18 protein-coding genes and 2 pseudogenes are annotated in these 22988 nt (G+C 65.8%); 10 read left to right on the top strand and 10 right to left on the bottom strand.

What is annotated here, in order from left to right:
• Positions 1-11 precede the first annotated feature (11 nt).
• The 9 genes and pseudogenes from ACZ899_RS21305 (at position 12) to ACZ899_RS21265 (ending at position 10307) form a co-directional block, all read left to right on the top strand.
• Positions 12-1695 (top strand): annotated as a pseudogene (locus ACZ899_RS21305) (flavin monoamine oxidase family protein).
• Positions 1696-1711: 16 nt separating this feature from the next.
• Entirely contained in the window at positions 1712-2494 is a 783-nt protein-coding gene (locus tag ACZ899_RS21300; protein ID WP_234561410.1) for a carbon-nitrogen hydrolase family protein, read from the top strand.
• Between the two features lie 179 nt (positions 2495-2673).
• Positions 2674-4989 carry a pyrroloquinoline quinone biosynthesis protein PqqF gene (pqqF, locus tag ACZ899_RS21295; protein ID WP_234561411.1) on the top strand — a complete coding sequence of 772 codons (2316 nt, stop codon included), beginning with the start codon at positions 2674-2676 and terminating at the stop codon, positions 4987-4989.
• 170 nt (positions 4990-5159) lie between these two features.
• Complete coding sequence (gene pqqA / locus ACZ899_RS21290; RefSeq protein ID WP_003243383.1) at positions 5160-5231, top strand: pyrroloquinoline quinone precursor peptide PqqA; 72 nt, start codon at positions 5160-5162, stop codon at positions 5229-5231.
• Between the two features lie 91 nt (positions 5232-5322).
• The gene (pqqB, locus tag ACZ899_RS21285; RefSeq protein ID WP_234561412.1) at positions 5323-6234 is read left to right on the top strand and encodes a pyrroloquinoline quinone biosynthesis protein PqqB; all 912 of its coding nucleotides are present in this window, start codon (positions 5323-5325) and stop codon (positions 6232-6234) included.
• A gap of 118 nt (positions 6235-6352) precedes the next feature.
• Entirely contained in the window at positions 6353-7108 is a 756-nt protein-coding gene (pqqC, locus tag ACZ899_RS21280) for a pyrroloquinoline-quinone synthase PqqC (RefSeq protein ID WP_234561413.1), read from the top strand.
• Positions 7105-7380: a pyrroloquinoline quinone biosynthesis peptide chaperone PqqD gene (gene pqqD / locus ACZ899_RS21275; protein ID WP_203649868.1), complete on the top strand. Its 276-nt coding sequence runs from the start codon at positions 7105-7107 to the stop codon at positions 7378-7380. Before pqqC ends, pqqD begins: the two co-directional genes overlap by 4 nt.
• Positions 7352-8500, top strand: a complete 1149-nt coding sequence (gene pqqE / locus ACZ899_RS21270) for a pyrroloquinoline quinone biosynthesis protein PqqE (RefSeq protein ID WP_234561414.1) — start codon at positions 7352-7354, stop codon at positions 8498-8500. The genes pqqD and pqqE overlap by 29 nt, the downstream gene beginning before the upstream one ends.
• Positions 8481-10307, top strand: coding sequence for a S9 family peptidase (locus tag ACZ899_RS21265; protein WP_234561415.1), 1827 nt, complete (start codon positions 8481-8483; stop codon positions 10305-10307). The genes pqqE and ACZ899_RS21265 overlap by 20 nt, the downstream gene beginning before the upstream one ends.
• Positions 10308-10447: 140 nt before the next feature.
• Here ACZ899_RS21265 and ACZ899_RS21260 read toward each other — a convergent pair whose 3' ends face one another.
• Both ACZ899_RS21260 and ACZ899_RS21255 read right to left on the bottom strand, forming a co-directional pair.
• Positions 10448-10606, bottom strand: a complete 159-nt coding sequence (locus ACZ899_RS21260) for a YqaE/Pmp3 family membrane protein (RefSeq protein ID WP_009681539.1) — start codon at positions 10604-10606, stop codon at positions 10448-10450.
• Positions 10607-10763: 157 nt separating this feature from the next.
• The gene (locus tag ACZ899_RS21255) at positions 10764-12041 is read right to left on the bottom strand and encodes an aspartate aminotransferase family protein (protein WP_203649862.1); all 1278 of its coding nucleotides are present in this window, start codon (positions 12039-12041) and stop codon (positions 10764-10766) included.
• A gap of 208 nt (positions 12042-12249) precedes the next feature.
• Here ACZ899_RS21255 and ACZ899_RS21250 point away from each other — a divergent pair.
• Positions 12250-13174 (top strand): annotated as a pseudogene (locus ACZ899_RS21250) (LysR family transcriptional regulator).
• A gap of 400 nt (positions 13175-13574) precedes the next feature.
• Here ACZ899_RS21250 and ACZ899_RS21245 read toward each other — a convergent pair.
• From ACZ899_RS21245 to bioF, 8 genes are all read right to left on the bottom strand, one after another.
• Positions 13575-15353 carry an acyl-CoA dehydrogenase C-terminal domain-containing protein gene (locus tag ACZ899_RS21245; RefSeq protein ID WP_232855060.1) on the bottom strand — a complete coding sequence of 593 codons (1779 nt, stop codon included), beginning with the start codon at positions 15351-15353 and terminating at the stop codon, positions 13575-13577.
• Positions 15354-15488: 135 nt separating this feature from the next.
• Positions 15489-16772 (bottom strand): GGDEF domain-containing protein, encoded by a 1284-nt coding sequence (locus tag ACZ899_RS21240; protein ID WP_203649858.1) that lies wholly within the window; start codon positions 16770-16772, stop codon positions 15489-15491.
• Between the two features lie 357 nt (positions 16773-17129).
• The gene (locus ACZ899_RS21235) at positions 17130-18935 is read right to left on the bottom strand and encodes a phenylacyl-CoA dehydrogenase (RefSeq protein WP_110734511.1); all 1806 of its coding nucleotides are present in this window, start codon (positions 18933-18935) and stop codon (positions 17130-17132) included.
• Between the two features lie 250 nt (positions 18936-19185).
• Positions 19186-19482, bottom strand: a complete 297-nt coding sequence (locus ACZ899_RS21230) for a pyrroloquinoline quinone biosynthesis protein PqqE (protein ID WP_203649856.1) — start codon at positions 19480-19482, stop codon at positions 19186-19188.
• A gap of 109 nt (positions 19483-19591) precedes the next feature.
• On the bottom strand, positions 19592-20272 hold the full coding sequence (gene bioD, locus ACZ899_RS21225; protein ID WP_203649854.1) for a dethiobiotin synthase: 681 nt from the start codon (positions 20270-20272) through the stop codon (positions 19592-19594).
• A 1-nt stretch (position 20273) separates the two neighbouring features.
• A complete protein-coding gene (bioC, locus tag ACZ899_RS21220; RefSeq protein WP_234562718.1) occupies positions 20274-21098 on the bottom strand; it encodes a malonyl-ACP O-methyltransferase BioC in 825 nt (274 codons plus the stop codon).
• Positions 21091-21822 carry an alpha/beta fold hydrolase gene (locus ACZ899_RS21215; RefSeq protein WP_234562719.1) on the bottom strand — a complete coding sequence of 244 codons (732 nt, stop codon included), beginning with the start codon at positions 21820-21822 and terminating at the stop codon, positions 21091-21093. The genes bioC and ACZ899_RS21215 overlap by 8 nt, the downstream gene beginning before the upstream one ends.
• Complete coding sequence (gene bioF / locus ACZ899_RS21210; RefSeq protein WP_234562720.1) at positions 21815-22987, bottom strand: 8-amino-7-oxononanoate synthase; 1173 nt, start codon at positions 22985-22987, stop codon at positions 21815-21817. The genes ACZ899_RS21215 and bioF overlap by 8 nt, the downstream gene beginning before the upstream one ends.
• Position 22988 lies beyond the last annotated feature (1 nt).

Here is a 22988-nt window from a genome sequence, read left to right as displayed (position 1 = left end):
AAGGTCATTACATGAACAAGAAAAACCGCCACCCCGCCGACGGCAAGAAACCCATCACCATCTTCGGCCCCGACTTCCCCTTCGCCTTCGACGACTGGCTGGAGCACCCGGCCGGCCTGGGCAGCATTCCCAAGGAGCGCCATGGCGAAGAGGTGGCGATCGTCGGTGGCGGTATCGCCGGGCTGGTGGCGGCCTACGAGCTGATGAAGCTGGGCCTCAAGCCCGTGGTGTATGAAGCCTCCAAGCTGGGTGGCCGGCTGCGCTCGCAGGCGTTCAACGGCACCGACGGCATCGTCGCCGAACTGGGTGGCATGCGCTTCCCGGTGTCGTCCACGGCGTTCTACCACTACGTCGACAAGCTGGGCCTGGAGACCAAGCCCTTCCCCCAACCCGCTGACCCCGGCATCGGGCAGCACGGTCATCGACCTGGAAGGCCAGACCTACTACGCCGAGAAATCCGCCGACCTGCCGCAGCTGTTCCACGAAGTGGCCGAGGCCTGGGCCGACGCCCTGGAGAGCGGCGCGCAGTTCGGTGATATCCAGCAGGCCATCCGCGACCGCGACGTGCCGCGCCTCAAGGACCTGTGGAACAAGCTGGTACCGCTGTGGGACGACCGCACCTTCTATGACTTCGTCGCCACCTCGCGCTCGTTCGCCAAGTTGAGCTTCCAGCACCGCGAAGTGTTCGGCCAGGTCGGTTTCGGCACCGGCGGCTGGGATTCGGACTTCCCCAACTCGATGCTGGAAATCTTCCGCGTGGTGATGACCAACTGCGACGATCACCAGCACCTGGTGGTCGGCGGCGTCGAGCAGGTACCGCAGGGCATCTGGCGCCATGTGCCGGAGCGTTGCGCCCACTGGCCGGCCGGCACCAGCCTCAGCGGCCTGCACGGCGGCGCGCCGCGCACCGGGGTCAAGCGCATCGCCCGCGCCGCCGATGGCCGCCTGGCGGTCACCGACAACTACGGCGACGTGCGCCATTACGCGGCGGTGCTCACCACCTGCCAGAGCTGGCTGCTGACCACCCAGATCGACTGCGAGGAGTCGCTGTTCTCGCAGAAGATGTGGATGGCCCTGGACCGCACCCGCTACATGCAGTCGTCGAAGACCTTCGTCATGGTCGACCGGCCGTTCTGGAAGGACAAGGACCCGGAGACCGGCCGCGACCTGATGAGCATGACCCTCACCGATCGCCTGACCCGCGGCACCTACCTGTTCGACAACGGCGACGACAAGCCAGGGGTGATCTGCCTGTCCTACGCCTGGATGAGCGACGCCCTGAAGATGCTGCCGCACCCGACCGAAAAACGCGTGCAACTGGCCCTCGACGCGCTGAAGAAGATCTACCCCAAGACCGATATCGCCGGGCATATCATCGGCGACCCGATCACCATCTCGTGGGAGGCCGACCCGCACTTCCTCGGCGCCTTCAAGGGCGCGCTGCCGGGCCACTACCGCTACAACCAGCGCATGTACGCGCATTTCATGCAGCAGGACATGCCCGCCGAACAGCGCGGCATCTTCATCGCCGGTGACGATGTGTCGTGGACCCCGGCCTGGGTGGAAGGCGCGGTGCAGACTTCGCTGAACGCGGTGTGGGGTATCATCAACCACTTCGGTGGCCAGACCCACCCGGACAACCCCGGCCCGGGCGATGTGTTCCACGAGATCGGCCCAATCGCCCTGGCCGACTGAGCGTAGGAGTAGCCTCATGCGCATCGCCCTGTTCCAGGGCACGCCCAAGCCGTTGGACGTGCCCGGCAATCTCGAGCGCCTGCAGCACCAGGCCCAGCAGGCGGCCGCCCGTGGCGCGCAGTTGCTGGTGTGCCCGGAGATGTTCCTCAGCGGCTACAACATCGGCCTGGACCAGGTGGAACGCCTGGCCGAGGCCGAGGACGGCCCCTCGGCCATGAGCGTCGTCGAGATCGCCCAGGCGCACCGGATCGCCATCGTCTATGGCTACCCGGAACGGGCCGAGGACGGGTCGATCCACAACAGCGTGCAACTGATCGACGCCCATGGCCGCAGCCTGTGCAACTACCGCAAGACCCACCTGTTCGGCGAGCTGGACCGCTCGATGTTCAGCCCCGGCGCCGATCACTTCCCGGTGGTCGAGCTGGACGGCTGGAAGGTCGGGCTGCTGATCTGCTACGACATCGAGTTCCCGGAAAACGCCCGGCGCCTGGCGCTGAACGGTGCCGAGCTGATCCTGGTGCCGACGGCGAACATGGCGCCTTATGACTTCGTCTGCCAGGTGACCGTGCGCTCGCGGGCGCAGGAGAACCAGTGTTATCTGGTGTACGCCAACTACTGCGGCAGCGAAGGCGAGATCCGGTATTGCGGGCAGAGCAGCATCGTCGGGCCGGATGGTGATGTGCTGGTGATGGCTGGGGACGAAGAGGGGCTGTTGCTGGCGGACCTGCAACACGAGCGGGTATTGAAAGGGCGGGAGGCGTTTCCCTACCTGGCGGACTTGCGTCGGGATCTGCATTAACAGTCGGCCCTTTCAAGGTGTTGTCAATTGGCGCTCGGCTTGGATTTGCCGGGGTCGCTTTGCGACCCTTTCGCGGCACAAGGCCGCTCCTACAGGGGGCGCGGTCGCCTGTAGGAGCGGCCTTGTGCCGCGAAAAGGCCAGAACAGACAACCTCGGCATTGCGCGCTAGCATGGCGTCATGTCCGATGCCATTCGCCACCTCACCCTCGCCAACGGCCTGCACCTGACCCTGCGCCACGCGCCACGCCTCAAGCGCGCGGCGGCTGCGCTGCGGGTGCATGCCGGCAGCCACGACGCACCAGCGCGCTGGCCGGGCCTGGCGCACTTTCTCGAACACCTGTTCTTCCTCGGTAACAGGCGTTTTCCGCTGGACGACGGCCTGATGCGCTACGTCCAGGGCCTGGGTGGCCAGGTCAACGCCAGCACCCGCGAGCGCACCACCGACTTCTTCTTCGAAGTGCCCCCCGTGGCGCTGGCTGGTGGGCTGGAGCGTCTGTGCCAGATGCTCGCCGAACCGGACTTCGCCATCGAACGCCAGCGCCGCGAGCGCGAGGTGATCCATGCCGAGTTCATCGCCTGGTCGCGCAACCCCGAGGCCCAGCGCCAGTTCGCCCTGTTGCAGTCGGTGTCGGCACGCCATCCGCTGAGCGGCTTTCACGCCGGCAACCGGCACAGCCTGCCGCTGGAAAGCCAGGCTTTCCAGCAAAGTCTGAGACAGTTCCACCACGACTTCTACCAAGGCGGGCAACTCACCCTGAGCCTGGCTGGCCCGCAGTCGCTGGATGAACTGGCGCACCTGGGCAGGCAGTTCGGTGGCCTGTTCGCAAACGGCGCACGCGTCGCCCGGGTACAGCCACCCGCCTTGCTCGGCGCGCCACTGCGCCAACCAGAAGCCTGGGGCAACCGCCACGACCTGCTGTTCGCCCATGACGGACTGCCGGACGGCGCGGAGCAGGCGCTCGAGCTGCTGCTGACCCAGCTCACCGACAGCCGACCCGGCGGTTGGCTGGATGCCTTGCGCCAGCGCGGCTGGCTGCAGGGCTGCAAGGCGCAACAACTCCACGCCCATGCCGGGCAGTTGCTCTGGCATGTCCAGCTGCAGCTGTCGGACCAGGCCTGCCTGGACAAGACCCGGGAGTTGCTGCACGGCTGGCTGGGCTTTCTACGACAACAGGACCACAAACAGCTGAACGACCGCTTCACCCGCCTGCAGCAACGCCATGAACAGGCCGCCAGCGCACTCGAACTGGCCCAGCGCGACAGTGCCGACCGGCCTTTCGCAGGGCTCGGGACACAAGGTCTGGACGCCCTCACTGCACTGCTGTGGGACTTGCCTTTCTCTAATGCCGGAGACTGGCAATTGCCCCCCGATGAAGCGCTGCTGGCAACCGAACTACCCGCGACCAGCACGCCGTTGCCAGCAGGGCTCGATATCGGCGACTGCCTGCCGCCCTCTCGCCAGTTTGCGACCCTCGACCTGCGTTGGCACATTCCTTCGCCGCTGCGTCAGCGCATGCAGGTCGTTCTGCAACACAGCCTGCAACCCCTGCGCGAGCGGGCCACGCAGGCGGCGCTGCAACTGGGCTTCGAGACCCTTGGCGAGTACTGGCAGTTGCGCCTGGCGGGGCATCCGCTGGCCGTGATCATTGCCACGCAGGAAGCCCTGACCTTGCTGCGCGCGCCGGCCCGAGAGCATTGGCACTCGCCAGCGGCAGCCGAAGCGCCGCTGATTCCGATCCGTGCCCTGCTGAAGGCACTGCCGGACGCCTTACTGAAGGGTGAGGGTCAATCGCAGCCAGCCTGCACCCTGGACCAGTCGCGGCTCGACACACTCTGGCAGCAGGCACGCTGGCAGGGATTGGCGCAAGGGTTCACCCCCGCCCAACAGGGCGCCCTGGGCACGGCACTGCAAGACCTCATGGGACAACCGATCGCCGCCTCGCCAGCGCGCCCGATCCTCGGACGCCGTTGGCAGCAGGTCCCGACTTCGGGCAGCGAGCCCGCGCTGTTGCTGTTCTGTCCGCTGCCGGCTGATCTGCAGGCCGCCGGTCGCCTGCTCGCCCACGTGCTGCAAGGCCCGTTCTATCAGCGCCTGCGCGTCGAGCTGCAGCTGGGTTACGCCGTGTTCAGCGCCTTTCGTCAGATCGAAGGCTACGCCGGGCTGCTGTTCGGCGTGCAATCGCCGCACGCCGACCACGCACAGATCCTCGGCCATCTGCTGGACCTGCTGCGCCAGGACGTCGCACTGGCCCCAGCGGCGCGAGCGCAGCTGGCCGATCAGTTCGACGAGACAGCGATGGCCAACGCCGATATCACGCAATGGGCCTGGCAGGCACATATCGCGACACACAATGCCGACCTGTCGCGCATGCGAGGGTCTATCCTCAATGTCGAACAAGGCCAGCTGGACGAATTGCTCCAGCAGTTGATCGAAGCCAGGCACGGTTGGTTGTGCTTGGCCAATGCCGCCGCCCCGGACGCCGAATGGTTATGAAAAAAGGCGGGATTGTTACCGCAAATGCAATGGCGCTTTTCGAAGAATTAACCTTTCGGTACAAATTTTTCTTGTAAGATAGCGCAATCTCGGCCAATGGAACCTCTCTCTCCGGGGAGTACCCAATAGTGAGCCGACCACCCCAAACCCCATCCGGAAGGAGCAAGCCCATGTGGACCAAACCTGCATACACTGACCTGCGTATCGGCTTCGAAGTGACCATGTACTTCGCCAACCGTTAAGCGTCTGCGCGGTTCGACGCCTCGGCCCGCCGGGGCGTTTGCGTTTTTCCGATACGGCTTTCGGGCTAACCTTTGCGGCTAGAGAGTACCCATGTACATCCAGATCCTCGGTTCCGCCGCCGGTGGCGGGTTCCCCCAGTGGAACTGCAACTGCGCCAACTGCAAGGGCTACCGTGACGGTACCCTGCGTGCCACGGCGCGCACCCAGTCGTCCATCGCCTTGTCCGACGACGGCGAGCACTGGATCCTGTGCAATGCCTCGCCGGACATCCGCGCACAGCTCCAGGCGTTCGCGCCGATGCAGCCGGCACGCGCCCTGCGCGACACCGGTATCGACGCCATCGTCCTGCTCGACAGCCAGATCGACCACACCACCGGCCTGCTCAGCCTGCGCGAGGGCTGCCCGCACCAGGTGTGGTGCACCGACATGGTCCACCAGGACCTGACCACCGGTTTTCCGCTGTTCAACATGCTCAGCCACTGGAACGGCGGCCTGGTGTGGAACCGCATCGAGCTCGAAGGCAGCTTCGTCATCGACGCCTGCCCGAACCTGCGCCTCACCCCCTTCCCGCTGCGCAGCGCCGCGCCGCCCTACTCCCCGCACCGCTTCGACCCGCACCCGGGCGACAACCTCGGGCTGCTGGTGGAGGACACCCGCACCGGCGGCAAGCTGTTCTACGCGCCGGGCCTGGGCCAGGTCGACGCCAAGCTGCTGGAGATGATGCACGGCGCCGACTGCCTGCTGGTCGACGGCACCCTGTGGGAGGATGATGAGATGCAGCGCCGCGGCGTCGGCACCCGCACCGGCCGCGAGATGGGCCACCTGGCGCAGAACGGCGCGGGCGGCATGCTCGAGGTGCTGGACGGCTTCGCGCGCCAGCGCAAAGTGCTTATCCACATCAACAACACCAACCCGATCCTCGATGAGGACTCCCCCGAGCGTGCCGAAGTGGTCCGCCGCGGAGTGGAAGTCGCCTTCGATGGCATGAGCATCGAGTTGTAAGGGCAGCCCTTGCACAACGTGGGAGCGGGCTTGACCCGCGATAGCGATGGTGAGTCTGACGCCGCCGTCGCGGGTCAAGCCCGCTCCCACGTACAACGAACCATCACAGGAGCCCTCCATGAGCGATGCAATGCCCCTGTCCCCTGCCGAGTTCGAGCAGGCCCTGCGCGCCAAGGGCGCTTACTACCACATCCATCACCCCTACCATGTGGCGATGTATGAAGGCCGCGCCAGCCGCGAGCAGATCCAGGGCTGGGTGGCCAACCGCTTTTACTACCAGGTCAACATCCCGATGAAGGATGCGGCGATCCTGGCCAACTGCCCGGACCGCGAAGTGCGCCGCGAGTGGATCCAGCGCCTGCTCGACCACGATGGCGCGCCCGGCGAGGACGGCGGCATCGAGGCCTGGTTGCGCCTCGGCCAGGCCGTGGGCCTGGACCCCGACCAGCTGCGCAGCCAGGAACTGGTGCTGCCCGGCGTGCGCTTCGCGGTCGACGCCTACGTCAACTTCGCCCGCCGCGCCAGCTGGCAGGAAGCCGCCAGCAGCTCGCTGACCGAACTGTTCGCCCCGCAGATCCACCAGTCGCGCCTGGACAGCTGGCCGCAGCACTATCCGTGGATCGACCCGGCCGGCTACGAATACTTCCGCACCCGCCTGGGCCAGGCCCGGCGCGATGTGGAGCACGGCCTGGCGATTACCCTGCAGCACTACACCACCCGCGAGGGGCAGGAACGCATGCTGCAGATCCTGCAGTTCAAGTTGGATATCCTGTGGAGCATGCTCGACGCCATGAGCATGGCCTATGAACTGAACCGCCCGCCCTATCACAGCGTCACCCGCGAGCGGGTCTGGCACAAGGGGATCATCCTATGAGTTTCGACCGTCAACAGGTGCCCGCCTGGCGCCCCGGCTACCGTTTCCAGTACGAGCCGGCGCAGAAGGGCCATGTGCTGCTGTACCCCGAGGGGATGATCAAGCTCAACGACAGCGCCGGGCTGATCGGCGGGCTCATCGATGGCCAGCGCAGTGTCGCTTTGATCATCGCCGAACTCGAGCAGCAGTTCCCCGGTGTGCCCGAAGTCGCCGACGACATCGAGCAATTCATGGAGGTGGCCCGTGCCGAACACTGGATCACCCTCGCCTGAGGTACCGGTAGGCCTGCCGCTGTGGCTGCTGGCCGAACTCACCTACCGCTGCCCGCTGCAGTGCCCGTACTGCTCCAACCCGCTGGACTTCGCCGAGCAGGGCAAGGAGCTGAGCACCGAGCAGTGGTTCAAGGTGATGGCCGAAGCCCGCGAGATGGGCGCCGCGCAGATCGGCTTTTCCGGCGGCGAGCCGCTGGTGCGCCAGGACCTCGCCGAGCTGATCGGCGAAGCCCGGCGCCTGGGCTACTACACCAACCTGATCACCTCCGGCATCGGCCTGACCGAGCAGAAGATCGCCGCGTTCAAGCAGGCCGGGCTGGACCATATCCAGATCAGCTTCCAGGCCAGCGACGAGCAGGTGAACAACCTGCTGGCCGGCTCGAAGAAAGCCTTCGCGCAGAAGCTGGAGATGGCCCGGGCGGTGAAGGCCCATGGCTACCCGATGGTGCTCAACTTCGTCACCCATCGGCACAATATCGACAAGATCGACCGCATCATCGAGCTGTGCCTGGCCCTTGAAGCCGACTTCGTAGAGCTGGCCACCTGCCAGTTCTACGGCTGGGCGCACCTCAACCGCCTGGGCCTGCTGCCGACCCGCGCCCAGCTGGAGCGGGCCGAGCGCATCACCAACGAGTACCGGGACAAGCTCAAGGCCGAAGGCAAGCCGTGCAAGCTGATCTTCGTCACCCCGGACTACTACGAAGAGCGCCCCAAGGCCTGCATGAACGGCTGGGGCAGCCTGTTCCTGACCATCACGCCGGATGGCACCGCGTTGCCCTGCCATGGCGCGCGCCAGCTGCCGGTGCAGTTCCCCAATGTGCGCGACCACGACCTGCGGCATATCTGGTACGACTCGTTCGGTTTCAACCGCTTCCGTGGCTATGACTGGATGCCCGAACCGTGCCGCTCATGCGACGAGAAGGAAAAGGACTTCGGCGGCTGCCGTTGCCAGGCCTTCATGCTCACCGGCGACGCCAGCAAGGCGGACCCGGTGTGCGCCAAGTCGCCGGACCATGGCATCATCCTCAAGGCCCGCGAGGAGGCCGAACACGCAACGCTGGAGATCGAACAGATGACCTTCCGCAACGAGCGCAATTCCCATGTCATCGCCCGTGGCTGAGTTCAGCGCCGCCCAGGCGGTGGCCGCCGGTACCGACTTCGCCGAGCTCAAGGTCGGCGCGCAAGGTGTGTTCTGGAATGAGTTCCGCCCCGCCGATGGCGCCTGCCGGGTCTGGCACTGGCGCGATCAGCAGGCCCGCTGCCTGACCCCGGACGGATTCAGTGTGCGCAGCCGGGTCTATGAGTACGGTGGCGGCAGCTTCTGCCTGGGCGACGACGGGCTGGTATTCGTCAACGAAAAGGACCAACAGGTCTACCTGCAGGCCCTGGATGGCAGCCCACCGCGCCCGCTTACCCACGCCGACGACTGCCGCTATGGCGATGTGCAGTGGCAGGCCGGCCAGGTGCTGGCCGTCGAAGAGCAGCATGGCGAACAGGTCGTGCATCGCCTGGTGAGCCTCTCGCCGGAGCATCGACAAATCCTGGCCGAAGGGGCCGACTTCTACGCCTCGCCCACGCTGAGCCACGATGGGGAACGCCTGGCCTGGATCGAGTGGGACCGCCCGGCCCAACCCTGGACCGTCACCCGCCTGATGTGCCGGGAACGCGAACCGTCTGGCGCCTGGGGCCCGGCACGCTGCATCGCCGGGCAGGACGAATCGCTGCAACAGCCACGCTTCGACGAACAAGGCCGCTTGTATTGCCTGTCCGACCGCGACGGTTTCTGGCAGCCCTGGGGCGAACTCGACGGCCACTGGCAACGCCTGCCCGCCGCGCTCGCCGACCATGCCGCCGCCCCCTGGCAACTGGGCGCCAGCACCTGGCTGGCCCTTGGCCCCGCCAGCTATCTGGCCAGCTGGTTCGAGGACGGTTTCGGGCAACTGGGGCTGCGCCGCGCCGATGGCGAAGTGGAGCGTTATGCCAGTGCGTACACGCGTTTCCGTAGCCTGGCGCTGGATGACGGACAGCTCTACGCCGTATCCGCCTCGCCGATCAGCCCAGCGGCCGTGATCGCCATCGACCGGCGCAGCCACGAAGTCCAGGTGCTGGCAGGTGGCGCCGAGGTGCTGCCCGCCGAGGACATCAGCCTCCCACAGCCGATCCGTTACGCCAGTGGCGAAGGCGAGGCCAACGGATTCTTCTACCCGGCCATGCAAGGCTCGGATGGGCCATCGCCGCTGGTGGTGTTCATTCACGGCGGCCCGACTTCGGCCTGCTACCCGGTGCTCGACCCGCGCATCCAGTACTGGACTCAGCGCGGCTTTGCCGTCGCCGACCTCAACTACCGGGGCAGCAGCGGCTATGGTCGCGTCTACCGCCAGGCACTGCACCTGAACTGGGGAGCGAGTGATGTGGAAGATGCCTGCGCGGCGGTCGCCTATCTTGCCGGCCAGGGCCTGATCGACCCTGACCAGGCCTTCATTCGTGGCGGTAGCGCCGGCGGCTACACCACCCTGTGCGCCTTGGCCTTTCGCGATGTCTTCTGCGGCGGCGCCAGCCTGTACGGTGTCAGCGACCCCGAGGCGCTGGGCCGGGCTACCCACAAGTTCGAAGGCGACTACCTGGACTGGCTGATCGGCGACCCCCGGCGCGATGCCGAGCGTTATCGCCAGCGCACGCCGCTGTTGCACGCCGGGCGGATCAAGGTACCGGTGATCTTCTTCCAGGGTGAGCTGGACGCGGTGGTGGTGCCGGAGCAGACCCGCAGCATGCTTGAAGCGCTCAAGGCCAATGGCATTGCGGCCGAGGGGCATTTCTACGCGGGCGAGCGGCATGGTTTTCGCCAGGCGGCGAACCTGGCGCATGCGCTTGAGCAAGAGTGGAAGTTCTACTGCCGGTTGCTAGCCCAGGCAACGCCATCCCTGTAGGAGCGGCCTTGTGTCGCGAAAGGGCCGCGAAGCGGCCCCGGCGATATCTGCCTTGTCGCTGAGATCCTGGGGCTGCTTTGCAGCCCTTTCGCGACACAAGGCCGCTCCTACAGCGGTCCGCGTGTCCCCGGCGGGAGTCTTCAGCGCTTGGCGATGATATACACCGCGTGCACGATCCCGGGGATATAACCCAGCAAGGTCAGCAGGATATTCAACCAGAACGCGCCACCGAACCCCACCTGGAGGAACACGCCCAGCGGCGGCAGGATGATGGCGATGATGATGCGGATGAAGTCCATGTGCTGCGCTCCTTGAGGGTGTATCAACACAGACTAGCCGTGCCTGGCAGAGGTTCCACCGGGCAAAAAAAACGCCCCGGGCCATGTATTTCAGGCCAGGGGCGATGCGCAGGAACGCCAGACGGTTCGTTGAAATTCTGTTCGCCGGAGCAACCGGTCAGGCCGGCACTTCGCGGCGGTTATGCTGCTGGGCATGCAGGCGGGCGAAGGCCCGGGCCAGGCGCAGGAGCATCTCGTCGATATTGCCCTTGCTCACGGTCAGCGCCGGCGAGAACCGCACCACGTCGGCCTGCGGCGCATTGAGCAGCAAGCCCTCCTGCAGCGCGGCCTCGACCAATTGCGCCGCGCTGTCTTCACGCAGTTGCAGGCCCCACAGCAGCCCCTCGCCACGCACCTCGCCCTGGCCGTAGCGACCCGCCAGGCGGCTCAGGCCATCGCGCAGGTGCCGGCCACTGTCCAGCACCTGCTCGAAGAAGCCCGCCTCCAGCACGGTCTGCAACACGGCCAGCCCGGCGGCGCTCATCAGCGCGTTGCCATGGTGGCTGCCTTCCAGCTCGCCCGGTTCGGCGCAGCAGGCGCGGCCACGGGCCAGCAGCGCCGCCAGGGGCACGCCGCCGCCCAGGCCCTTGCCGAGGGTGATGATGTCGGCCCGTACGCCGTAGGACTCTTCTGCCAATAGGGCGCCGCAGCGTCCTACACCTGTCTGTACTTCATCGAGGATCAGCAGGATGCCCAGCTCACGGCACAGGCGCTCGACACCCTGGAGGTAATCACGGGTGGCCGGAATCACGCCGGCCTCTCCCTGGATCGGCTCGAGCATGATCGCCACGGTGCGCGAGTCGACCGCCGCGTGCAGCGCCGCCAGGTCGTTGAACGGCACCTTGCTGAAGCCCGGCAGGCCGGGCTCGCAGCGGTTGCACGGCAGCGGGTCGGAGGCCGACAAGGCCCCCAGGGTGCGACCATGGCAGCCCTGGCTGGCGGTGATGATGTGATAGGCGCCGTTGCGGTGCAGCTGGCCCCACTTGCGCGCCAGCTTGATCGCGCCCTCGCAGGCTTCTGCACCGCTGTTGAGCAGGTAGGCCTGGTCGCTGCCGGTACGCTGGCACAATAGCTCGACCAGGCTCAGCAGGCCGCGGCTGTGATAGCCGGCGCCGGGATTGATCAGCGCCTGGGCCTGGTTGCCCAGCGCCTTGACCAGCACGCTCGGGCTGTGGCCCAGGCTGTTGACCGCGCAGCCCTGGGTGAAGTCCAGGTAGGCGTGCCCCTCGCTGTCCCACAGCCAGGAACCCTGACCACGCACGAACACCTGCGGCGCACGCTCGGTGCTGGGCATCAGCCGCTCGCGGGAGAGCTGCGCGCCGGCCGGCTCGATCACCGGAGCACGCTTGGGCTCGGCGACGGCGGGCGCCGAACGGCGCAGGTTGAACAGGTTCATCAGGGCTCCGGCCAATCACGGGTGGGCGGTCAAGGTTCCGGTCTGGCGCCGGAATCGGATATTTTGCCTTGCCTATCAAAAGTGTTTTTCATCCGGGGTAACAATCGCCTGAATAGCCGCTGTAACCCTTTGGAATACGGCGATAGACTAGGCTTGCGGTCGGTTCCCGGCCATTTCGTTTTTCCAGCTTTTTCGATAAGTATCACTTATGGATTTTCGCCAACTGCGTTACTTCGTCGCGGTCTACGAAGAGGGCCATGTGGGCCGTGCCGCCGAGCGTCTGTCACTGTCACAGCCGGCACTGTCGCAGCAGATCCGCCAACTGGAACACAGCCTTGACCTGAGCCTGTTCGAACGCAGCAACAAGCGCCTGCTGCCCACGCTGGCCGCCCACACCCTGTACAACCATGCCGTGCCCCTGCTCGACGGCCTGCAACGGGCCCATGAAGCCATGGGCAACTTCAAGGGCCAGTCGCTGCGCACCCTGGCCATCGGCGTGCTGCAGACCGTGCGGCCAAGCCTGGTGCCGCAGTTGCTGGAACGGGTGCGCAAGGCCCAGCCGCATCTGGTGGTGCAGATCTATGAACTGTCGGGGTCGGAGATCGAGCGGCGCCTGCTCAATGGCGGCCTGGACATCGGCATCAGCTACCTGCCGCCGCGCCAGCCCGGGCTGCATGGTTTGCTGCTGTACGAGGATGAACTGCAGCTGGTGATCCCCAGGACCCACCCGCTCAAAGACTTCAAGAAGGTCTCGATCCGCCAGGCGGCGGAGCTGCCGATGCTGATGCTCGGCGAGGAGTTCCAGATCCGCCAGATCTGGAAGGCGCAACTGGCCAGCCAGGGTCGCCAGGCCCCAGGTACAGGCCGAGATGAACAACATGGCGGGGATCCTCGACAGCCTGGCGCACACGGCGCTGGCAACCATCCTGCCGGGCAGGGCCAAGGATGCCGCACAGGACGATCAGGAACTGCTGTGGAAGCCCCTGAGCGAGCCGCGGGTGCCACTCAAGGTTGGCCTGGTGTTCCGCGATGCCCAGCGCCAGCAGGCTTCGGTGGAGCTGCTGCGGACCTTGCTGGAGGAAGAAGCCGACCCGCGTCAGCTGGGCGTCTCGCCTCTGGACGTGCTCGGCTGAAAAACACGCGCACAAAGAAAACCCCGCCTAAGCGGGGTTTTCCAGACTGTTTCCCTTCGACATCCCTATCATCCCGCCGTCCTGGCAGGAAATCCTTCGTGTCCCTGTTCTAGCTTTTCGCGCTTCCTGCGCTACTTCCTTGTAAGGCGTCCTGCTCTGTCCATTGCGCATCCTGCGCTACGTCCATGTAAGAAAGAGTAACCGTGGATCCAATCTTAGGAAAGAGGCGAAACGTCACCACGTCGTGTAAGCCAAAGCTTACAAAAGCAGCCCATTTACAAACACGCCGCCCTGATAAAACAAAAGGCCGCCCCTACAGACGGATTGCATCCCCCTTGTAGGAGCGGCCTCGCCGAGGCGTCGGACCGGCCGGATGGGCTGCAACGCAGCCCCAAAATGGTCAGAACTGCGCAGCGTCCAGCAGGTACAGCGACTCGCTCCCCGCCTTCACCGATGCCACCAGCGAGTGAACCCGTGGCAGCAAACGTGCGAAGTAGAACCGTGCCGTGCCCAGCTTGGCGCCGTAGAAGTCGGCATCCCCTTCACCGGCCTTGGCCGCCCGTGCCATCAATGCCCACATGTAGGCGTAAGCGACATAGCCGAATGCGTGCAGGTACTCGACCGAGGCCGCGCCGATTTCGTTGGGGTTGCCCTTGGCCTGGTCCAGCACCCAGGCGGTCAGCTCATCGAGCTGGTCAAGGGATGCCGCCAGCGGCTTGGTGAATTCACCCAGCTCGCCGCCGGCAGTGGCGATGAACTGGCGGATCTCGTCGGCGAACAGCGTGTAGTAGGCGCCGCCGCTGGCCACCACCTTGCGGCCTACCAGGTCCAGTGCCTGGATACCGTTGGTGCCTTCGTAGATCTGGGTGATACGCACATCGCGCACCAGCTGCTCCTGGCCCCATTCGCGGATGTAGCCATGGCCACCGAAGACCTGCTGGCCATGCACGGTGCACTCCAGGCCCAGGTCGGTGAGGAAGGCCTTGGCCACCGGGGTCAGCAGCGCCACCAGCTCCTCGCTGCGCTTGCGGGTCGCGGCGTCTTCGCTGTACTTGGCGCTGTCGAGCTGCATCGCCACATAGGTGGAGAACGCGCGACCGCCTTCGGTCAGCGCCTTCATGGTCAGCAGCATGCGGCGCACGTCCGGGTGGACGATGATCGGGTCGGCCACCTTGTCCTTGGCCTGCGGGCCGGTCGGGGCGCGGCTCTGCAGACGGTCGCGGGCGTACTCCACGGCGTTCTGGTAGGAACGCTCGGCCGAAGCCAGGCCCTGGATGCCGACACCCAGGCGCTCGTAGTTCATCATGGTGAACATGGCCGCCAGGCCCTTGTTCGGCTCGCCGACGATGTAGCCGACCGCTTCGTCGAAGTTCATCACGCAGGTGGCCGAGCCCTGGATGCCCATCTTGTGCTCGATCGAGCCGCAAGTGGCCGGGTTGCGCGCGCCGAGGCTGCCGTCCTGGTTGACCAGGAACTTGGGCACCAGGAACAGCGAGATGCCTTTCGGGCCTGCCGGAGCATCCGGCAGCTTGGCCAGCACCAGGTGGATGATGTTTTCGGTGAGGTCGTGCTCGCCGCCGGTGATGAAGATCTTGGTGCCGCTGACCTTGTAGCTGCCGTCAGCCTGGGGTTCGGCCTTGGTGCGGATGATGCCCAGGTCGGTACCGGCGTGGGGTTCGGTGAGGCACATGGAACCGGCCCAGACGCCGGCGTACATGTTCGGCAGGTACTGTTCCTTGAGCGCTTCACTGGCGTGGGCGTTGATCGACAGGCAGGCGCCGGCGGTCAGCATCGGGTACAGGCCGAAGGCCAGGCTCGAGGCGTTGACCATCTCCTCGACCTGGGCCGAGACGACCTTGGGCATGCCCATGCCACCGAAGAGCGGATCACCGCCAACGCCGACCCAGCCCCCTTCGGCGTAGGTCTGGTAGGCCTCGATGAAGCCTGCCGGGGTACGCACCGAGCCGTTGTCCCAGTGGCAGCCCTCTTCGTCGGCGGCGCGGCTCAGCGGCGCGATGGTCTTGCCGGTGACCTTGCCGGCCTCTTCCAGCACGGCCATGGCCGTGTCCGCATCGACGGCCTCGGCCAGGGCGGGCAGTTGCGACCAGAGCGTGGCCACGTCGAAGACTTCATTGAGGACGAAGCGCATATCGCGCAGGGGCGCTTTATATTCAGCCATGACAACCTCTCGCTATCGGGGTCGGGGCGGCCCGTCGGGGCCGCGGCACTGGGATGACCGCAGTGTAACCGAACAACTTTTACGAGACATAGGGTCATCATGCGACCGAATAGTCTTACATGGTCACACGATAATTCACGCCATGCGCACGGCGCCGCGCCGCGACTGCTGGCCGAAGGTCATGACACAGTTGCGCCCCGCGCCCTTGGCGCTGTACAGCGCCTGGTCGGCGGACTTGAGCACTTCGTCGGGGTTGCGGTGCTCGGCCTGGCGCTCGGCCACGCCGATGCTGATGGTTACCGACACCGTGGTATTGGCCCCTCCGACACGGCGCTGGCGACCCGCGGAATCATCCTGCGGACGGCTGTTCTGGTCACGCAACTGGATGGCGTAGTTGGCGATCATCTCGCGCACCGCCTCCAGGTGCGGCAGGCACTCTTCGGCGGTCTTGGCGGCGAATACCAGGGCGAATTCCTCGCCACCGTAACGGTAGGCGCGCCCGCCGCCGGTCACCTTGGACAGGCGGCTGGCGACCAGGCGCAGTACCTGGTCGCCGACATCGTGGCCGTGGGTGTCGTTGAATTTCTTGAAGTGGTCGACGTCGGTCATGGCGATCACATAGTTACGCCCCAGGCGCTGCATGCGCTCGTTCAGGGCGCGCCGCCCGGGCAGGCCGGTCAGTTCGTCGCGGAAGGCCATCTGGTAGGCCTCGTGGGACACCGCGGCGGCGATCATCAGCATCACCTGGCTGCACATGATGTTCAGGGTGAACGGCAGGATGAAGGTCTTGGGCAGCATCCAGAAGATGCCGATCAGGCCGATGATCTGCGCGGCATGCAAGGGCCTTGGCTCACGCAGGTACTGCACCACCAGCAGGATGAACACCGCCAGGAACAAGGGGTAGGCCAGCTGGATCAGGCTCATCCACTGACCATGCAGCGCGGGCCAGCGGATCTCGGCCAGCCAGCCCAGCAGCGCCTCGGGAAAACTCTGCTCCAGCGCCACCGCCACGCTGCTCACGGCGAACAGCACGGCGAAGCGTGCCAGCAGGTCCTGGGCCAGGTGGGTGCGTTCCTGCCACGCCCCGTACAGGCCGAACAGAGCCGGCAGCAGCAGGCACACCAGGTGGAAGATCACCGCCGCATCCTCGCGGACCCGGCCGTTGTCGCGGTAGTAATCGGTCTGGGTATCGAGCAGGAAATAGGCGACGTACACCGTGACCATCAGGAACAGCTCGCGCTGGCGGCGGTACACGGCGCAGTAGGCGCCCCCCAGCAACAGCACCAAGGTGGGTAGAACGTTGAACAGCGATGTGAAGAAGACGCTGAGGTCCCTCACATAGGCTGCCGCAAGCCCTGCCAGCAACAGAATCAGCGAAGGCAGGAAGTGGCTCGCGCGTACAGCGGATAGACGAAACAAGGGTAATCTCCGACCCGGCAGATCAATAATGGCATTGTGCCCCTACTTCATCGGCAGTGCACATGAATAGATGAATACAGATGCCCGCTTTAACGGCAGATCAGGGGCCAAGCTTGAGACTTTCTCGTTACTGGATGCGACATTCCTGATTTCGCGCGATCCGTGTAGGACCGGCCTTGAGCCGCGAAAGGGCTGCGCAGCGGCCCCAGGATTCAGCGTTGAAACAAAGATCGCCGGGGCCGCTTTGCGGCCCTTTCGCGGCACAAGGCCGCTCCTACAGGGGGTTCGTGTAAAAACCCGGGCGAAAAAAAACCGCCTGCCGGTGAGGGCAGGCGGTTTTTGGTACAACCAACCGGTTTAGATGGACAGACCGAAGTCTTCTTCCTTCATCGCCATCAGGTTGTCGGCGCCGGACAGGATCGCCGCGACGTGGCTGCGGGTACGCGGCAGGATGCGCTGGAAGTAGAAGCGCGCGGTCTGCAGCTTGGCGGTGTAGAACGCCTCTTCGCTGGTGCCGGCTGCCAGTTTCTCGGCGGCCAGGCGGGCGATGTCGGCCCAGAAGTAGGCCAGGCACGCGTAGCCGGAGTACATCAGGTAGTCCACCGAAGCGGCACCCACTTCCTCGCGGTCCTTCATCGCGGCCATGCCGATCTTCATGGTCAGCTCGCCCCACTCCTTGTTGATCGCGGCCAGTGGCTCGACGAACTCCTTGGTGGCGGCGTTGCCTTCCTGCCCTTGGCAGAACTTGTGGACGATCTTGGTAAAGCCCTTGAGCGCCTCGCCTTGGGTCATCAGCACTTTACGGCCGAGCAGGTCGAGGGCCTGGATACCGGTGGTGCCTTCGTACAGCATGGAGATACGGCTGTCGCGCACGTTCTGCTCCATGCCCCACTCGGCGATGAAGCCGTGGCCGCCGTAGATCTGCACACCGTGGTTGGCGGCCTCGAAGCCGACTTCGGTCATGAACGCCTTGGCGATCGGGGTCAGGAAGGCCAGAAGGGCGTCGGCCTTCTTGCGCTCTTCCTCGTCCTGGCTGTACTTGACGATGTCCACCTGCTTGGCGGTGAAGTACACCATCGCACGGTTGCCTTCGGCGAAGGCCTTCATGGTCAGCAGCATGCGACGCACATCCGGGTGGACGATGATCGGGTCAGCGGCTTTTTCTGGTGCTTTCGGGCCGGTCAGCGAGCGCATCTGCAGGCGGTCACGGGCGTACTTCAGGCCACCCTGGAACGCCACTTCGGCGTGGGCCAGGCCTTGCAGCGCGGTGCCCAGGCGAGCAGTGTTCATGAAGGTGAACATGCAGTTCAGGCCCTTGTTGGCCGGGCCGATCAGGTAACCGGTGGCGCCGTCGAAGTTCATCACGCAGGTGGCGTTGCCGTGGATGCCCATCTTGTGCTCGAGGGAGCCGCAGCTCACGCCGTTGCGCTCGCCCGCGCCGCCTTCGGCGTTGGGCAGGAACTTCGGCACGATGAACAGCGAGATGCCCTTGGTGCCGGCAGGGGCATCGGGCAGGCGGGCCAGGACGATGTGGACGATGTTGTCGGCCATGTCGTGTTCACCGGCCGAGATGAAGATCTTGGTGCCGGAAACCTTGTAGCTGCCGTCGGCCTGAGGTTCGGCCTTGGTGCGCAGCATCCCCAGGTCGGTGCCGCAGTGCGGCTCGGTCAGGCACATGGTGCCGGTCCACTCGCCGGATACCAGCTTGGTGAGATAAGTCTCTTGCTGCTCGGGAGTGCCGTGCTCGGAGATGGTGTTCATCGCGCCGTGGGACAGGCCTGGGTACATGCCCCACGACCAGTTCGATTCGCCAACCATTTCGCTGAGCGTGAGGCCCAGCGACTCGGGCAGGCCCTGGCCGCCGTGCTCGATGTCATGGGCCAGGCTCGGCCAGCCACCCTCGACGAACTGCTCATAGGCTTCCTTGAAGCCGGTCGGTGTCTTCACGCCCGACTCGCTCCAGGTGCAGCCTTCGAGGTCGCCGACACGGTTCAGCGGGGCCAGGACCTGCTCACAGAATTTCGCGCCTTCTTCCAGGATCGCGTTGACCATGTCGGGCGTGGCGTCCTGGCAGCCCGGCAGGCTCTGATAGTGCGCCTCATAGCCGAGCAGCTCGTCGCGGACGAAGCGGATATCACGCAAGGGGGCTTTGTAATCAGGCATTGCGATGAACCTCTGTGATGAGTTCGGTGGGGAGACCGCGGATACCGACCAGCTCTTGGCGGCTTTCGGTCAAACAGTTGTTTGAAACTTACGTTTAGGTGGCCTCGCTGTCAAGGTGGGTGAACGATGGCGTTTATGCCGCCGAATATGACATTTACGCCAAGCACCCTTAAACGCATCGCGGGGCAAGCCCGCTCCCACGAATGGAAGCGGGCTTGCCCCGCGAAGTAAGCGAATGGGATTCAGCGGGTCAGACGTAGGTGTCGATGAACCGACCGAGCATTTCATCGGAAGCCTTGGCGACTTTGACGCCGAGTTCGACTTCGTGCTTGCCCAGGGCCAGTTGCACGGTGCTGGTGGCCAGGTCCAACTGCTGGCTGCGGTCTACACCGCGCAGGCGCTCGGCCTGGTATTCAGTGGATTGCCCGCTGGTGCCTCGCTCGACAGCGCCGCTGGCAATCTGCTGGGCGGCCTGGTCGACACGGTTCTGGCCATTCTGGATGGCACCCAGGCCCGCGTAGAAGGCGGAGCTCGCATTGATTTCCATGTCAGGACTCCATGACGCTGGATGATGAACAGGCCTTATTAAAGCAGCAGACAGGGAAAAAGGCCCGTTTAAATCCCTAATAGCCTAGTGCCAGCCAATAGGCAAAGGCCTAATCCAGCAGGTCCAGTTGCAAATGCGCAGCCACTGCCTCCGCGCCAGCCTGCTTCAACCAAGGCACCCGCCCCAGGCAGGGCGCGGGCAGGCGCTCGGCCAGGCTGGACAGGTTTTCTTCCAGGCGCGATGTACGCGGATCGACGATGTTCGCCACCCATCCCGCCAGTTGCAGGCCGTCCCGGGCGATGGCTTCGGCACTGAGCAAGGCGTGGTTGATGCACCCAAGCCGTACGCCCACCACCAGGATCACCGGCAGCTTCAAGGCAATGGCCAGGTCCGACAGGTTGGCATGGTCGGACAACGGCACGCGCCAGCCACCGGCGCCTTCGATCAAGGTGAAGTCGGCATTTTGCGCCAGCACCTGCTGCATGGCATCGCGCAGCGCCGGCACGCTCAGCGCCACCCCGGCCTCGCGGGCCGCCACATGCGGGGCGATTGCCGGCTCGAAGGCGAAGGGGTTGACTGCTTCATAGGACAACTTGACCGAGCTTTCGTCGATCAGCGCCAGGGCGTCGCTGTTGCGCAGCCCCTTGGCCGTCACCACGCACCCGGACGCCACCGGCTTGGCCGCCAGGGTGCTCAACCCCAGTTGCCGCGCCGCATGCAGCAAACCCGCGGCGATGGTGGTCTTGCCGACATCGGTGTCGGTGCCGGCAATGAAATAGGCCTGGCTCATGTCACTGCTCCCCGTCCAACGGCTTGCGCAAGACGCCGTAGACCACCTGGTAGGTGGCCGGCAGGCCTTGCACCTGGCGGTACTGTTCGTAGGCCTGCAACAGGCCCTGCATCCGCGCCCGCCCGGTGAGCCCCGACGGCCGCCCCGGATTGAGGTTGTGCGCGCCCAGCGCCTTGAGCTCATGGGTCAGGCTGCGCACGTCGGGATAATGCAGCACGTGGGGACGCCGCTCCAGATCGATCAATTCCAGCCCGCTGTCACCGCACAGGCGCTGGTAATCCTCGAAACGCCGGAAGCGATTGACGTGCACCATGCCATCCACGGCCTGCCAGCTGGCGCGCAATTCATCGAGAGTGCCCACGCACAGGCTGCTGAAGGCCAGCACGCCGCCGGGGCGCAGCACCCGCCGCGCCTCGTCCAAAACGCTGGAGAACTGGCCGCACCACTGCACCGCCAGGCTGCTGAACAACAGATCAATACTGTCATCGCGCAACGGCAGGCGCTCGGCGTCGCCCGCCACATGATGCCGGGCGCCGCCCTGCTCGCGGGCATGGCGCAGCATCCCTTCGGCGATATCCACCGCAACGCCGCCCGCATCCGCGAAGCGCTCGGCCAGCACCCGGCTGAAGTGGCCGGTACCGCTGCCCATGTCCAGCCAGCGCTCAGGCGCGAGGCCGCTGGGCAGCTTTTCCAGCAGCGCGATGCCCACGGCGCGCTGCAAGGCCGCGACGCTGTCGTAACTGGCCGCAGCGCGGGAAAACGAAGCCGCCACCTGGCGCTTGTCCGGCAACGCGCCGGGCAGGGTGGGCTGGGAAAGGTCAGTCATCGCCACTCTCATGCAGGAAACTCTTGATGCCCGCCGCCAGCTCCTGGGGATACTCCAGCAGGAAGGCGTGGGAACTGTCTTCGACCAGACCGACTTCCACGTCGGGCAGCAGGTCGCTCAGGGCCTTGGCCGCTTCCACCGGCACCAGCGCGTCACTGCCGGCGAACAGGTGCAGCTGCGGGCCGCCGTATTGCTCCAGGGCGGTGCGGGTATCGAGGCTGGCCAGGACTTCCAGCCCGGTGGCCAGGTACAGCGGATCGGTGTCGGGCACGCCCACCCCCAGCTGCCGCAGCAAGGTGCGGGGTTGCTGCGCGCCCTCGCTGCACAGGGTGCGGAAGCGCTTGAGGGTGACATGGGTGTGGCTGCGGCAGCCGTCCAGGAAGGTGCCGAAGGTATCGGCGGGCATGCCGTGCGGCCAGTCCGGCCGGGCCACGAAGCAGGGATTGCTGGCCAGGGTGAGCAAGCCGCAACAGTGGTCGCCGCGCCTGTGCGCCAGAGCGCTGGCGAGCATGCCGCCGAGCGACCAGCCGCCCAGCCACACGTCGGTCGGCAGCTTGCGGTCCAGATGCTCGACCCAGGCCTGGACATCGCTGTCGGCCAATTCAGGTAGCGGCATCAGCTCGACCTGCAGGCGTGGATCCTGGGCGCGCAGGCTGGCGGCCAGCGGCTCCAGTGAAGCGGTGCCCAGGCCCCAGCCGGGCAGGAGGATCAGTCGGTTACGCATCGGCGGACTCCAGCTGTGGATAACACTCGGCCAATGCATTCAACAATAGCTGGACCTGCGCCTCACTGTGGGCGGCGCTCAGGGTCACCCGCAAGCGGGCGCTGCCGGCGGGCACGGTGGGTGGGCGAATCGCCGTGACCAGCAACCCGCGCTCGCGCAACAGGCGGGACAACGCCAGCGTCCGGGCCGCATCGCCGATCAGGATCGGCTGGATCGCCGTATGGCTGTCCATCAGGGTCAGGCCGATCTGCTCAGCGCCCGTGCGGAACTGCCGGATCAGCGCGGCCAGGTGCTCGCGCCGCCAGTGTTCGCGGCGCAGCAAGTCCAGGGCCTTGAGCGTGGCGCAGGCCAGCGCCGGTGGCTGACTGGTGGTGTAGATATAGGGCCGGGCGAACTGCACCAGCGCCTCGATCAGCTCCTCGCTACCGGCGACGAAAGCGCCGGAGGTACCGCAGGCCTTGCCTAGCGTGCCGATCAGCACCGGCACATCCTCGACACCCAGGCCGCAATGCTCGACCAGGCCACCGCCATTGGCGCCCAAGGTCCCCAGGCCATGGGCATCGTCGACCATCAACCAGGCACCGCGTGCGCGGGCCTCCCTGGCCAGGGCCGGCAGGTCGGCGCAGTCGCCGTCCATGCTGAACACGCCGTCGGTGACCACCAGAGTATTGCCGTTGGCCTTGCCCAGGCGGCTGGCCAGGCTGGCCGGATCGTTGTGCAGGTAGCGGCTGAAGCGGGCGCCGCTGAGCAGGCCGCCGTCGAGCAGGGAGGCGTGGTTGAGGCGGTCCTGCAACACCGTGTCGCCCTGCCCGACCAGCGCGGTGATCGCACCGAGGTTGGCCATGTAGCCGGTGGAGAACAGCAACGCGCGCGGCCGGCCCGTCAGCTCGGCCAGCGCCTCCTCCACCTCATGGTGCGGGGTGCTGTGGCCGATCACCAGGTGCGAGGCACCGCCACCGACACCCCAGCGCTCGGCGCCGTCACGCCAGGCCTTGATCACTTCGGGATGATTGGCCAGGCCCAGGTAGTCGTTGCTGCAGAAGGCCAGCAGCGGCTGGCCATCGACCACCACCTGCGGCCCCTGCGGGCTTTCAAGCAGTGGTCGCTGGCGGTACAGGTCGGCGGCACGCCGTTCGGCCAGGCGCGCGGCGAGATCGAAGGCCATG

It is taken from the genome of Pseudomonas sp. TE31087, from assembly GCF_057284075.1.
This window is presented reverse-complemented; position numbering and strand designations above follow the sequence as displayed.

Coding starts and splice junctions, on each gene's coding strand:
- ACZ899_RS21300 (WP_234561410.1), top strand. CDS start 1,712: ATGCGCATCGCCCTGTTCCAGGGCACGCCCAAGCCGTTGGACGTGCCC.
- pqqF (WP_234561411.1), top strand. CDS start 2,674: ATGTCCGATGCCATTCGCCACCTCACCCTCGCCAACGGCCTGCACCTG.
- pqqB (WP_234561412.1), top strand. CDS start 5,323: ATGTACATCCAGATCCTCGGTTCCGCCGCCGGTGGCGGGTTCCCCCAG.
- pqqC (WP_234561413.1), top strand. CDS start 6,353: ATGAGCGATGCAATGCCCCTGTCCCCTGCCGAGTTCGAGCAGGCCCTG.
- pqqD (WP_203649868.1), top strand. CDS start 7,105: ATGAGTTTCGACCGTCAACAGGTGCCCGCCTGGCGCCCCGGCTACCGT.
- ACZ899_RS21265 (WP_234561415.1), top strand. CDS start 8,481: ATGTCATCGCCCGTGGCTGAGTTCAGCGCCGCCCAGGCGGTGGCCGCC.
- ACZ899_RS21260 (WP_009681539.1), bottom strand. CDS start 10,606: ATGGACTTCATCCGCATCATCATCGCCATCATCCTGCCGCCGCTGGGC.
- ACZ899_RS21255 (WP_203649862.1), bottom strand. CDS start 12,041: ATGAACCTGTTCAACCTGCGCCGTTCGGCGCCCGCCGTCGCCGAGCCC.
- ACZ899_RS21245 (WP_232855060.1), bottom strand. CDS start 15,353: ATGGCTGAATATAAAGCGCCCCTGCGCGATATGCGCTTCGTCCTCAAT.
- ACZ899_RS21235 (WP_110734511.1), bottom strand. CDS start 18,935: ATGCCTGATTACAAAGCCCCCTTGCGTGATATCCGCTTCGTCCGCGAC.
- ACZ899_RS21230 (WP_203649856.1), bottom strand. CDS start 19,482: ATGGAAATCAATGCGAGCTCCGCCTTCTACGCGGGCCTGGGTGCCATC.
- bioD (WP_203649854.1), bottom strand. CDS start 20,272: ATGAGCCAGGCCTATTTCATTGCCGGCACCGACACCGATGTCGGCAAG.
- bioC (WP_234562718.1), bottom strand. CDS start 21,098: ATGACTGACCTTTCCCAGCCCACCCTGCCCGGCGCGTTGCCGGACAAG.
- ACZ899_RS21215 (WP_234562719.1), bottom strand. CDS start 21,822: ATGCGTAACCGACTGATCCTCCTGCCCGGCTGGGGCCTGGGCACCGCT.
- bioF (WP_234562720.1), bottom strand. CDS start 22,987: ATGGCCTTCGATCTCGCCGCGCGCCTGGCCGAACGGCGTGCCGCCGAC.